Origin of the sequence: Niveibacterium sp. 24ML (genome assembly GCF_026586805.1) — a bacterium.
GTDB lineage: Bacteria > Pseudomonadota > Gammaproteobacteria > Burkholderiales > Rhodocyclaceae > Niveibacterium.
The window spans coordinates 105,983-117,651 of the sequence record NZ_JAPFHA010000014.1; the positions used below are offsets into that span (position 1 = coordinate 105,983).

Below are 11,669 nucleotides of genomic sequence, written 5' to 3' on the forward strand. Positions count from 1 at the left end.
CATTTTGACCCTGCCGTCCGCAGCCCGATACAATCTCGCCTTTGCAAGTCGCCGGACCCTATCCCCATGCAGTCTATCGCGCGCCGAGCCGCTGCGCTGCTCTGTTTTGCAGCCGCTCAGGCCCTTACCACCGCTGGGATCGCAGTTGCCGACGACGCCGAGCTGTCGAGCACGGTCCGGGCCGCCGTCGACGCGCCCGCAGCCAGCCCGGCCGGCACCGACATCAGTGCCGTCTCCAACATCGACCTCTCGCGCCTGGGTACCCCCTCGGTCGCCACGATCGACCTCACCAGCGAATCCTCCGACCTCTGGCAGCGCATGCGCCAGGGTTTTGCCATGCGCGATCTGACCATGGATCTGGTGACCGACCGGCAGATCTGGTATCTGGCGCGGCCGGGCGCCTTGAGGGTGATGTTCGAGCGCGGGCGCAAGTACCTTTTCTACATCGTCGAAGAGCTTGAAAAGCGCGGCATGCCGACCGAACTGGCGTTGCTGCCCATGGTGGAAAGTGCCTTCAATCCGATGGCCTACTCCTCGGCGCGCGCCTCCGGCCTGTGGCAGTTCATCCCCTCCACCGGCAAAGACTTTAATCTGGACCAGAACTGGTGGGTCGACGAGCGGCGCGACGTGATCGCCTCAACCAATGCCGCGCTGACCTACCTGCAGGCGCTCTACGAAATGCACGGCGACTGGCATCTCGCGCTGGCCTCGTACAACTGGGGGGAAAACGCGGTTGCCCGCGCCGTGGCCAAGAACCGTGCGGCCGGCCTGCCAACCGAGTTTGCCTACCTGAGCATGCCGCAGGAAACCCGCTACTACGTCCCCAAGTTGCAGGCGCTCAAGAACATCATCGCCAGCCCGCAATCGTTCGGCTTCACGCTACCGCCAATTCCGAACGAGCCCTACTTCGTTTCGGTGGGGCCGCGCGGGGGCATGGATCTTCACGCTGCAGCCCAACTGGCGGAGATGCCGATCAAGGATTTCCTGGAGCTCAATCCGTCCTTCAACCGGCCCGTCATCCCGGGGCAGTCCGACCAGCATGTGATCCTGCCCAAGGACAAGGCGGACACCTTCATCAGCAACCTTGAGCAGGCCGAGCACCCCTTGCTGAGCTGGCAAACCTACACGCTCCAGCGCAACGAACGGGTGGAGCAAGTCGCACAGCGTTTCGGCATTTCGCCGACAAAACTGCGCGAGGTGAACGGGCTCGGGCCACGCATGCGCCCCACCGCTGGCTACACCTTGTTGGTGCCATCGCAGCAGGGGCTGGGCACCGTCGAGAGCGCGCCGGTGCTGGCCCCCAAACTGGCCTTTGCCGCGACGCCCAAAAGCCCGCCACCACGGCTGGGCAAACAGCCCAACAGCAGCAAGGCCAGAAAGGCCTCTACCCGCAAGGCTTCGGCAACAAGCAGCAAGCAGCGACCAATCACAAGCAAGCGAAAGCGTAAATAGGCGGGTTTTCCGCAATGTAGTGCTACCGGGCAGTCACGGGTATCATCCTGCGCTTTTGCGACTGCCCTGACTGTTACTGCAGATGCTTCGCCCGCTTGCCTCGATTTTCGCTGCGCTCTTGCTCTGGGTGGCGCCCGCCATGGCCGCCGACGGCGTCACCGTTGACGAGGCCTCCCGCCTGCGCAAGCTGGTTCCGGCCGAGCAACTTGAGCAGTCCGCCGGCCAGCAGTACCGCGAAATGCTCGCACAAGCTGCGGCAAAGCGGGCACTCGCCCCCGAAGGCTCACCGGCGCTGCGACGGCTGCGCGGCATTGCGCAGCGCATCATCCCGTACTCGGCCCGCTTCAACCCGCGCGCCCAACAGTGGAAGTGGGAAGTCAATCTGATCGCATCCAAAGACGCGAACGCCTTCTGCATGCCGGGCGGCAAGATCGCGTTCTTCACCGGGCTGATTGATGGGCTAAAGCTCAGCGATGACGAAATCGCCATCGTCATGGGCCACGAAATCGCTCACGCGCTGCGCGAGCATGCGCGTGAGCGCATTGCCAAGACGCAATTGACACAGCTCGGCGTCGGCCTGCTCGGCCAGTTCATCGGCGACGGCAAGTACACCGAAGTGTTCAGCGCGGGCGGCAATCTGCTCACGCTAAAGTTCTCGCGCCAGGATGAGAGCGACGCGGATGTGGTGGGTCTCGATCTGGCGGCGCGAGCCGGCTACAACCCGCAGGCCGGCATTTCGCTTTGGAAGAAGATGGAAAAAGCCGGCGGCTCGGGCGGCTTTGCCTGGCTATCCACCCATCCTGCCGGCAAGGATCGAATCCGGGAGATCGAGCGCCGCCTCCCGGAAGTCATGCCGCTCTATGAGCGGGCGCGCAGTTCAACAACGACGAAAGGCTGAAACGATGGCGAGCGAAGCCCCGATTTTCACCGCGGAGACATACAAGGTGCAGGACAGTTTTGGTTTCATGATCAACGCGCTGCGCGCGCGGATGATGGCGGTGATGGATCGAGAGCTCGCACCGCTGGGCATCACCAGTGCGCAGTGGGCGGTACTGGTGCAGATTGCGGACACCCCCGGCGTGACGGCGGCCACGCTTTGCCGCCGCGTGCACTACGACACCGGATCGATGACGCGCATGCTCGACCGGCTTGAAGAAAAGGCGCTGATCCGGCGCGCCCGGAGCGACCACGATCGCCGCGCGGCCTACCTGCATCTGACCGAAACCGGTAACGACGTATACCAGAAGCTGCCCGAATACGCGGTGAAGGTGCTCAACGCGCATTTCGAAGGCTTCAGCGCCGACGAGGTGACCCTGCTTCGTGGCCTGATGAGCCGCATGCTTGCAAACTCGGAGCGCCTGCTGGCAGGCAACTGAGCGCATCGCAAGCTAAACAAAAACGGGCGCCAAGGCGCCCGTTTTTGTTGCAAGCGGATGAGGTATGCCTCAGCGCTTGGCGAACGCGTCGGCAGCACCGTTGTACACGCCAACGAACTCTTCAACGATCAGCGATGCGCCACCGACCAAGCCGCCGTCGATGTCCGGCATGGCGAACAGGCCCAGCGCATTGCTTGCCTTCACGCTACCACCGTACAGAATGGCGGTTTCTGCAGCAAACGCTTCGCCCGCCTTCTTGATGTAGTTGCGGATGAAGGCGTGGGTTTCCTGCGCCATTTCCGGCGTAGCCGTCTTGCCGGTGCCAATCGCCCAGACCGGCTCGTACGCGATCACGATGGAACCCGGTGCTGCATTCGGAACCGCAGCGAGGATCGCATCCAGTTGCTTGGCCAGCACGGCCTCGGTCTGGTTGCCCACGCGCTCGGCCTCGGTCTCGCCAACGCACACCACCGGCACCAGGCCGCCGGCGAGCGCGGCAACCGTCTTCTTGCCAACCCACTCGTCGGTTTCGCCGAACAGGGCGCGGCGCTCAGAGTGGCCGATCACCGCGTAGGTGACGCCAACATCCTTGAGCATGGACACCGAAATCTCGCCGGTGTAAGCACCCTTGTCGTACTCGGACACGTCTTGCGAACCAACGCCGATCACCGAACCGGCCGTTTCGGCGACAACCGACTCCAGATAGGCAAACGGCGGGCAAACAGCAATGGCCACACCAGCCTTGATGGCCGGCACGCCAGCCTTGAGGCCGTCAAGCAGCGCCTTGTTGGCGGCCTTGGAGCCGTTCATCTTCCAGTTGCCGATGACGTAGGTCTTGCGCATGGGAACTCCTTTTATCGGATTTTTCCGGCCAGGTGGCCGGCGGGGGAAACGCGCGATTCTAATCGCGACGGGGCGCCGACGACACCCGCCAGATCAAATCAGCCACGCATTGCACGTGGAAGGGCAGGCCGCTTGTGCCCGCGCTCAGGCTTCCAGATCGCGCGCTTTGGCAATGGCATCCTCAACCCGGTCGACGCCGATCACCTCAAGGCCCGCGATGGCCTGCTTGGGCATGTTCGCCTTGGGGACCAGGGCGATCTTGAAGCCCAGCTTGGCGGCTTCTCGCAAGCGCTCCTGCCCGCGCGGCGCAGGGCGAATCTCGCCCGCCAGGCCCAGTTCGCCGAACATCGCCAGATCGCGCCTGAGGGGCTTGTTGCGCAGGGACGATACGATCGCCAGACACACGGCAAGGTCTGCCGCGGGCTCGCCGATCCTTACCCCGCCCACGGCATTGACGAATACGTCCTGATCGGCGCACATCACGCCCGCATGGCGATGCAGCACCGCGAGCAGCATCGCAAGACGGTTCTGCTCCAGCCCCACGCAAAGCCGGCGCGGGTTTGGCGCATGGGCCGGGTCCACCAGGGCTTGCACCTCAACGAGCAGCGGCCGCGTCCCCTCCTGCGTCACCAGCACGCAGGCGCCCGAGACATCTTGCTCGTGCTGCGAGAGGAAGATCGCCGACGGGTTGCTCACGCCACGCAAGCCCCGCTCCGTCATGGCAAATACGCCCAGTTCATTGACCGCGCCAAAGCGATTCTTAAACGCGCGCACCAGGCGGAAGCTCGACTGCGTATCGCCCTCGAAGTACAAGACCGCATCGACGATGTGTTCAAGCACCCGCGGGCCGGCAAGCGACCCGTCCTTGGTCACATGCCCCACCAGCACCAGCGCACAGCCGCTTTGCTTGGCGTAACGGGTCAGTTGTGCAGCGCATTCGCGCACCTGGGCCACCGATCCGGGCGCCGATTGAAGGGCCTCGGAGTACAGCGTCTGGATCGAATCAATCACAGCCAGCCGGGGCTTCTGCACCCGCAGGGTTTCGATGATCCGCTCAAGATTGATCTCGGGCAGCATTTCCAGCGCTGAGGCTTCGAGTTGCAGCCGCTGCGCGCGCAAGGCCACCTGCTCGCCCGATTCTTCACCGCTGACATACACCGCACGGCAATGCACCGACATCGACGCAAGCGCCTGAAGCAGCAGCGTCGACTTCCCGATCCCGGGATCACCGCCAATCAGCACGACGCCACCCGCCACCAGGCCACCGCCCAGCACCCGGTCGAATTCGTCGATGCCGGTCGCAAGGCGCGAATGCGCTTGCGGTGTGAAGTCGGCGAGCTTCTTGATCTGGCTGACCTCACCGGCGAGCGCCGCAAACCGGCTGCTGGCAGCACCAGCCGGCGCCGCAACCGTTTCGACCAGTGTGTTCCACTGCCCGCACGCCGGGCATTGCCCCTGCCAGCGTGGCGCCTGCCCACCGCAGTCGCTGCACTGGTAAACCGTCTTGAGCTTGGCCATCAGGGCGCTTCGGTCACCGACACCGGTACGCGCTTGGCGATCGCGCAGAACAACTCGTAGCTGATCGTGCCGGCTGCCGCTGCCACTTCGTCCGCGGGCAGGCCGCGCCCCCAGAGCACCACCTCGGCCCCGACCGCTGCATCGGGAATATCGGTGATGTCACACGCCAGCATGTCCATCGAAACCCGCCCAAGCGTCTGCGTACGCCGCCCGGCAACCAGGATCGGCGTGCCGGTGGGCGCATGGCGCGGATAACCGTCGGCGTAGCCACACGCCACAATGCCCACGCGCGTCGGCCGCTCCGCCACGAAGCGGCCGCCGTAGCCGACCGCCTCGCCCGGTGAAAGTGACTGCACCGCGATCAAGCGGGACTCGAAGTGCATGGCGGGCCGAAGGCCGAGTGATTCGGCGCTGGCCAAGGCAGGCATCGGCGATCCGCCGTAAAGCATGATGCCGGGGCGCACCCAGTCGCGCGCCGCTTCCGGGAAGCGCAGGATGGCGGCCGAATTGGCCACGCTATGGGGCAGGTTCAGGGAGTCGCACGCGGCATCAAAACGCGCGAGTTGCGTGGCAATACCCGCTTCGTCGTCGGCGCGGGCAAAGTGCGTCATCAAGGTCACATTGGCCACGTTGCGGGCGCCCTTCAAGCGCGACACCAGGGCAAGGGCTTGCTCGGGCGCAAAGCCGAGACGATTCATCCCGGTATTCAACTTGAGGAAGACCTCAATCGGCTGATCGAGCGACTCGGTTTCAAGCATGCGGATCTGCTCGCGGTCATGCACGGTCAGCCCCAGGCGCAAGCGCCCGGCAAGGCGGGTGTCGGCCGCGTCGAATGCACCTTCGAGCATCAGCAAGGGGTGATCGATGCCGGCGGCACGCAAGGCCTCAGCCTCGGCGAAGTCGAGCATCGCAAACCCGTCCGCCACCGGCGCGGCCGCCTTCGCGCAGCGCAGCAGGCCATGACCGTACGCGTCAGCCTTGATGACTGCCCACGCGCGCGAGGCCGGCGCGGCGGCCTTGGCCCGCAGGTAGTTCGCACGAAAAGCGGCTGGATCGACCGTGACGCGAATCGGTCTAGGCATCGCGTTGCAGGCCTTTCGCCTTGAGGTGTTCGGTCGCGAAGTCGGCAAAAATGGTCACCACGCGCGAACGGAACTTGTCTTTGGGCAGCAGCACCGAAATGGTTTCGTAGAGTTGCGGCTCCAGCGGCAAGGCGACCAGCCGGCCGGACTGGATGTCCTTGTCGATCGACGCGCGCGCGGCAATCGCGAACCCAACCCCTTGCTGCACCAGATGCTTGATCGTCGAGAGGCTGGAAAGCTCCGCCGTCACATCCAGGTTCTCCGGCGGGAAGCCGGCCTCGCGGAAGAATCGCTCGGCCGCCTCGCGAATCGCCGCGCCCGGGTCACGGTCGATGAAGGGCAAGCTCACCAGATCGTCGGCGCGCACCCGCACATGGCGGGCCAGCACATGCCCCGGCGGCACGATGGCGAAGAGCTCGTCCCGGCCGACTTCACGGCACTCGATGCCCGCGTCGAGAGATTCAATCTCGACCAGACCAACATCCAGTTCCTTGTCCGCGACACGCCGCTCAACCCATTCCGAGTTACCGACGAAAACACGCGGCACCACTTTCGGATACTGCCGCTTGAAACCATCCAGCAAGGAAGGCAGCCAGTACGAGGCAATCGTGGGCGACAGGCCGACCGATACGACGCCATTGGGCTCCTGCGTCAGGCCGGCGACCTGATCCTCCATCTCGGCGCTCATGCCGAGGATTCGCTCGGCGTAATCGAGCACGATCTCACCGGCCGGCGTCATGGTGACCTTGCCGTAACCGCGGTCGAGCAAACGCGTATTGAAGTGCTCTTCAAGCTGCTTGATTTGAAACGTGACTGCCGGCTGTGTCATGTACAGGGCCTCGGCGGCACGAGTAAATGAACGGTGTTTTGCGACAGCGAGGAAGACTTGCAGCCGACGATCGGCCATGGTTGCCATGGTGATAGCTCCTGGCGGGCGGCAGCAAACTATGACAGCAGCGTGATGCAGTGCAGCAAGTTGCGCCCAGAGGCCCGTCAAATTGGGGTTTTAGCAATAGTCGATTGCATCACAAATCGGCCGGAGCCGCCAGCGACGCCGCTTCCCGCATCGCGCCAACACGGCCGCGCAATGGGTTCGTGATATAAAGCCGAGTCCCTCCGGGGCCCAACGAATAGAGATAAATGACCCGAGGCTTTTACATCATCATGGCGGCGCAGTTCTTTTCTGCGCTTGGCGACAGTGCACTGCTCATCGCGGCAATCGCGATCCTGCGTGACATGCAAGCCCCCGCCGCCTACGAACCTTTATTGAAACTGTTTTTTACAGTTTCGTATGTCGTACTCGCTGCGCTGGTCGGCGCGTTCGCCGATTCGATGCCCAAGTGGCGAGTCATGCTGATCAGCAACGGCATCAAGATGCTCGGTTGCAGCATGATGTATTTCGGCGTCCATCCGCTGATCGCCTACGCGATCGTGGGCCTTGGCGCGGCAGCCTACTCGCCGGCAAAGTACGGCATCCTGACTGAGTTGCTCCCACCGCGTCTGCTGGTGGTTGCGAACGGTTGGATCGAGGGGCTGACTGTCGGCGCAATCGTCATCGGCACACTCGCGGGTGGCTTCCTGATCGACCCAGGCTTCGTTGAGCGTGCCCTGGCACTGGACATCCCCGGGCTAGAAACCGGCATCGACACCCCGGCCGAGCTGGCGATTTCGATCATCGGCATGCTCTACGGCATTGCGGCACTGATCAATCTGAAGATCCCCGACACCGGCGTCGATCACAAACCGCTGCGCAGCAACCCCGTTTATCTGGTGCACGAATTCATCCACTGCAGCAAATTGCTATGGCGCGATCGCCTTGGCCAGATTTCATTGGCCGTCACCACCCTGTTCTGGGGCGCCGGGGCAACCTTGCAGTTCATCGTGATCAAGTGGGGCGAGACGAACCTGAACCTGAGTCTTTCGAAGGCATCAATGATTCAAGGGGTCTTCGCAATCGGCGTGGCCGTCGGCTCGGTGCTGGCTGCGCGCATGATTTCGCTGCGCAAGTCGATCAGCGTCCTGCCGCTGGGCATTGCGATGGGCTTGATCGTAAACGTCATGGTGTTCGTACACGACCTGAAACTCGCGATGGTGCTGATGATCATCATTGGCGCGCTTGCCGGCTTCTTTGTGGTACCGATGAACGCGCTGCTCCAGCATCGCGGCCACATCCTGATGGGCGCGGGCCACTCGATCGCGGTGCAGAACTTCAATGAAAACCTGAGCATCCTCGCCATGACCGGGCTCTATGCCCTGCTCATCTGGGGCGGGCTCTCGGTGCATGCGGTGATCGTGATGTTCGGCATGTTCGTCGCCGGCACCATTTTCCTGGTCAAGCTGCGGCACGAAGCCAACCAGCGCGAGTACGATTCAGTCAGCCAGCTTGAAGACTGCCGCCACTGATCCTGGCGGCTATTCGGCGCGCGCGGGCTGATCGCGCAAGGCCTCGCGCGCAAAGCAAAAATCTTCCCAGGCCTTGAATTTCTCTTCCGGGTTGCGCAGCAAGTACGCCGGGTGATAGGTCACCACGACCGGTATCGCATCGAAGCGAAACAGCTTTCCTCGCGCCGCGCCGATCCGTACTTCTTGCTTGAGCAAGGCCTGCGCAGCGGGGCGACCGAGCGCCACGATGATTCGCGGCTTGATCAACTCGATCTGTCGGCGCAGATACGGAAAACACGCATCAATCTCGTCCGGCTCGGGCGTCCGGTTGTTGGGCGGCCGACACTTCACCGCGTTAGTAATATAGACACCCGCGCCACGCACCAAGCCGAGCGCCGCAAGCATCGCATCGAGCAACTTGCCCGCCTGCCCCACAAACGGCTCCCCCTTCGCGTCTTCTTCAGCTCCGGGCGCCTCACCAACAATCAGCCACTCGGCAGCGTGCCCGCCAACACCGGCGACTGCGCAGTGACGCTGTTGATGCAAAGCACACTGCTGGCAGGCCGACACCAGCGTGGCAACCTCTTCCAGAGTGTCGCCCAGATGAGCATCCAAGGCCCTGCCGGCAACAAACGCGCTGGCCGGATCGGGCGCAATCGGTGACGTGGCCGCAAGATCATCCGGCAACTGCGCCTCGGCACTGGCCGGCACCGTTGGCTCAAGCGGCACCTCAGCCGGCTCCGCCTTCGCCGCTTCGCGCAACACCCAGCGCGGCCCCAACCCGAGCAAGCCGAGGGTAATGTCAGACTGCAACTTGCCGCTCCTTGCACATCACAACTGCATCCTCTCGCCTGCCGTCACTCGGGTAGTAGTCTTTGCGAATCCCGATTTCGACAAAGCCCTTGCTCAGATACAAATGGCGCGCAACGGCATTACTCACCCGCACTTCAAGCAGCACCGGCCCGTGAGCCAGATCGCCCGCACGCGAAATTGTCTCGTCCAGCAACCATCCGCCAACCCCACGCCGCTGAAAGTCAGGCGCAACGACAATATTCAGAATGTGCAGTTCGTCCAGCACGCGCATGCAGACCGAGTATCCCGCCGGAACTGCGCCATCCAGTGCAAGCAGACAAAGATGCCCGGCAGCCATTGAGGCCTCAAAAGCACTGCGTCGCCACGGAAAACGCAAGACGGATTGTTCGCATGCCGCAATCCAGTCAAGGTCGGCCTCGGTAACCGGGCGTGCGGTCAGGGTCAGATCACGCAACTGAGTTCAGCCTCCGAACCGCGAGTTGTTCCACCTTGGTCATGGCGACCTTGTTTCGAACGTAGTCGGGCGCCAAATCATGAAGCTCAAACGTCTCGCCCGCAGCTAAGGCGGCCATCGCCAAGCGCGCCACCGCAGAAGCCTTGGGCACCGCGAGCGAATCGACGATCGAGATCAGGGGCGCACTATCACCGAAGACCGCTTCATGAGCGCCGAAGCCATTGCCAAGCGCACGATCACCTGGTTGCAAATGCTGACGGAGCACTTCAGGCGTGGAGCACCTCGGCTCGGCATCAAGCGTGCATTCCACCGAAACCCGCGCCCAGTAGACTTCCCCCAGGCGTGCGTCCAACGCCACAACCAGCTCGCCGCTGGAAAGATGGGGCTCTGCCAGCGCACGGAGACTGCTCACCGGCACCACCGGCAGACCACGCGCGAGCCCCAAACCCAGCGCGATCGAACACGCCGACCGCAACGACGTGAACGCACCGGGCCCACTCCCGAACGCAATCGCATCCAGACTTTGCAGTGAAACGCTCGCGCAGGCCAACGCCTCCACTACCGTAGCCACCGTCAAGACAGCGTCCGCCCCGGCGCAAGGCGCATACTCAATGATCCGCCCCTCCGTTACGATTGCGATCGTTGGAGTACGGGTGGAAGACTCAATTGCAAGAACATTCATTAAATAGAACCAGAATTCGGGGCAAATTTCTCAAAATGCTGTCGCTTGCCGCCTGCGGCGGCAGCAAAGCGATCGTCACCAAATAGGCCCAGCGGACGCGAGGAGCCCTTTCGAGCCCCCTCAACACACAACAGCCACACGCAGAATACTCGCCACCCAAGCTGAGATGCTATCTCAACAGGCCGTCAACGCATTAGCTGGTGGAAATCGCAGCCCGAAATAACAAACCCGCAGAGCCTACGCAATGCGGGTTTGATGGACTTCAATTGGCGGAGATGGAGAGGCCGACGATTTAAAATACAAGCCTTTGATTTAATAAACAAAATCTAAAACCCGAAAAATCGCTGTAACGCCATCACATAGCACCGGAAGCAGTCCAACTGTAGCAGGCCCGCCACGACGCCTCAAGCGTCCATTATGGGTGAGTTATAGACAATGCCGCCGTTGGACCCAAAAAGTCTGCCAAGAATCCACGTCCGCCTTGGCGCGGAGTCATCCAAAATGAACGTGGCCAGCTTGTTACGCTGGCACGTATATGCGCTCGACCGGCATCAGCAAGGCCTCGCAGTTCTCGGTGACGTGCTGTCTCTTCGTCCGTACGAAGTCCGACATATCCGAAATGGAGACGATGGCGCTTTTGCCATAGGTCTCAAGATTGCGGCCTCGCAGCCCAATCTGTACCGCGCGCCGTTCGATAGCCGCGCCGAAGGGATCATGGTCGGGATCCCTCTGCAGGCGCACATCTGAGGTTTTTTCCGCTGCTTGCCACGCTTTACGGGATTGGTTTGATGCCGCCGGCAGACTCGACGGCACGGCCTGCTCAAGCAATGTGTCAAAGAATTCGCGGCGTAATCGAACAGCCAGAATCCACTCCAGTCCTAGCTTCGTTGCCCACCCGCTACGAAACATCAAACAATTGTGCGATCGCGTCCCGCCGCGTGGTGTAAGAGTCAATCAGAAGGTCATCGACTTCGGTATGGTGAATTGCATGGTCAGTCAGCCACAGCAGAGAGGCTGAGTTTGGAAGTGTCGCCGACCTCGGCGAGCGTTTCCAGCGTCATGTAACG

Annotated in this window: 12 protein-coding genes; 4 read left to right on the forward strand and 8 right to left on the reverse strand. The window is 62.5% G+C overall.

All coding sequences use genetic code 11. From position 1 onward, the window contains the following. Positions 1 to 66: 66 nt before the first annotated feature. The 3 genes from OPU71_RS13230 (at position 67) to OPU71_RS13240 (ending at position 2,828) form a co-directional block, all read left to right on the forward strand. Positions 67 to 1,452, forward strand: coding sequence for a transglycosylase SLT domain-containing protein (locus OPU71_RS13230; protein WP_267728474.1), 1,386 nt, complete (start codon positions 67 to 69; stop codon positions 1,450 to 1,452). An 82-nt stretch (positions 1,453 to 1,534) separates the two neighbouring features. Further along, a complete protein-coding gene (locus OPU71_RS13235; protein WP_267728475.1) occupies positions 1,535 to 2,350 on the forward strand; it encodes a M48 family metallopeptidase in 816 nt (271 codons plus the stop codon). Positions 2,351 to 2,354: 4 nt separating this feature from the next. Next, entirely contained in the window at positions 2,355 to 2,828 is a 474-nt protein-coding gene (locus OPU71_RS13240; RefSeq protein ID WP_267728476.1) for a MarR family winged helix-turn-helix transcriptional regulator, read from the forward strand. A 69-nt stretch (positions 2,829 to 2,897) separates the two neighbouring features. Here the strand turns inward: OPU71_RS13240 and tpiA are convergent, their stop codons facing one another. The 4 genes from tpiA to OPU71_RS13260 form a co-directional block, all read right to left on the reverse strand. Next, positions 2,898 to 3,671 carry a triose-phosphate isomerase gene (tpiA, locus tag OPU71_RS13245; protein WP_267728477.1) on the reverse strand — a complete coding sequence of 258 codons (774 nt, stop codon included), beginning with the start codon at positions 3,669 to 3,671 and terminating at the stop codon, positions 2,898 to 2,900. Positions 3,672 to 3,815: 144 nt separating this feature from the next. After that, a complete protein-coding gene (radA, locus tag OPU71_RS13250; RefSeq protein WP_267728478.1) occupies positions 3,816 to 5,189 on the reverse strand; it encodes a DNA repair protein RadA in 1,374 nt (457 codons plus the stop codon). Then, entirely contained in the window at positions 5,189 to 6,271 is a 1,083-nt protein-coding gene (gene alr / locus OPU71_RS13255) for an alanine racemase (protein WP_267728479.1), read from the reverse strand. Before alr ends, radA begins: the two co-directional genes overlap by 1 nt. Next, complete coding sequence (locus tag OPU71_RS13260) at positions 6,264 to 7,187, reverse strand: LysR family transcriptional regulator (protein ID WP_420712381.1); 924 nt, start codon at positions 7,185 to 7,187, stop codon at positions 6,264 to 6,266. The genes alr and OPU71_RS13260 overlap by 8 nt, the downstream gene beginning before the upstream one ends. 224 nt (positions 7,188 to 7,411) lie before the next feature. Between OPU71_RS13260 and lplT the strand changes: the two genes are divergently transcribed. Next, positions 7,412 to 8,674, forward strand: a complete 1,263-nt coding sequence (gene lplT, locus OPU71_RS13265; RefSeq protein WP_267728480.1) for a lysophospholipid transporter LplT — start codon at positions 7,412 to 7,414, stop codon at positions 8,672 to 8,674. Positions 8,675 to 8,683: 9 nt separating this feature from the next. Here the strand turns inward: lplT and OPU71_RS13270 are convergent, their stop codons facing one another. The 4 genes from OPU71_RS13270 to OPU71_RS13285 all read right to left on the reverse strand — a co-directional run bounded on the left by OPU71_RS13270 (position 8,684) and on the right by OPU71_RS13285 (position 11,511). Continuing rightward, entirely contained in the window at positions 8,684 to 9,466 is a 783-nt protein-coding gene (locus OPU71_RS13270; RefSeq protein ID WP_267728481.1) for a uracil-DNA glycosylase, read from the reverse strand. Beyond that, entirely contained in the window at positions 9,456 to 9,920 is a 465-nt protein-coding gene (gene rimI, locus OPU71_RS13275; RefSeq protein WP_267728482.1) for a ribosomal protein S18-alanine N-acetyltransferase, read from the reverse strand. The genes OPU71_RS13270 and rimI overlap by 11 nt, the downstream gene beginning before the upstream one ends. After that, positions 9,913 to 10,602, reverse strand: a complete 690-nt coding sequence (gene tsaB, locus OPU71_RS13280; RefSeq protein ID WP_267728483.1) for a tRNA (adenosine(37)-N6)-threonylcarbamoyltransferase complex dimerization subunit type 1 TsaB — start codon at positions 10,600 to 10,602, stop codon at positions 9,913 to 9,915. Before tsaB ends, rimI begins: the two co-directional genes overlap by 8 nt. Before the next feature lie 519 nt (positions 10,603 to 11,121). After that, a complete protein-coding gene (locus tag OPU71_RS13285) occupies positions 11,122 to 11,511 on the reverse strand; it encodes a DUF4291 family protein (RefSeq protein WP_267728484.1) in 390 nt (129 codons plus the stop codon). Positions 11,512 to 11,669: the final 158 nt, after the last annotated feature.

Excerpts from the sequence above, each read along its gene's own strand:
- OPU71_RS13230 (WP_267728474.1), top strand. The coding sequence starts at position 67 with ATGCAGTCTATCGCGCGCCGAGCCGCTGCGCTGCTCTGTTTTGCAGCC.
- OPU71_RS13235 (WP_267728475.1), top strand. The coding sequence starts at position 1,535 with ATGCTTCGCCCGCTTGCCTCGATTTTCGCTGCGCTCTTGCTCTGGGTG.
- OPU71_RS13240 (WP_267728476.1), top strand. The coding sequence starts at position 2,355 with ATGGCGAGCGAAGCCCCGATTTTCACCGCGGAGACATACAAGGTGCAG.
- tpiA (WP_267728477.1), bottom strand. The coding sequence starts at position 3,671 with ATGCGCAAGACCTACGTCATCGGCAACTGGAAGATGAACGGCTCCAAG.
- radA (WP_267728478.1), bottom strand. The coding sequence starts at position 5,189 with ATGGCCAAGCTCAAGACGGTTTACCAGTGCAGCGACTGCGGTGGGCAG.
- alr (WP_267728479.1), bottom strand. The coding sequence starts at position 6,271 with ATGCCTAGACCGATTCGCGTCACGGTCGATCCAGCCGCTTTTCGTGCG.
- OPU71_RS13260 (WP_420712381.1), bottom strand. The coding sequence starts at position 7,187 with ATGGCAACCATGGCCGATCGTCGGCTGCAAGTCTTCCTCGCTGTCGCA.
- lplT (WP_267728480.1), top strand. The coding sequence starts at position 7,412 with ATGACCCGAGGCTTTTACATCATCATGGCGGCGCAGTTCTTTTCTGCG.
- tsaB (WP_267728483.1), bottom strand. The coding sequence starts at position 10,602 with ATGAATGTTCTTGCAATTGAGTCTTCCACCCGTACTCCAACGATCGCA.
- OPU71_RS13285 (WP_267728484.1), bottom strand. The coding sequence starts at position 11,511 with ATGTTTCGTAGCGGGTGGGCAACGAAGCTAGGACTGGAGTGGATTCTG.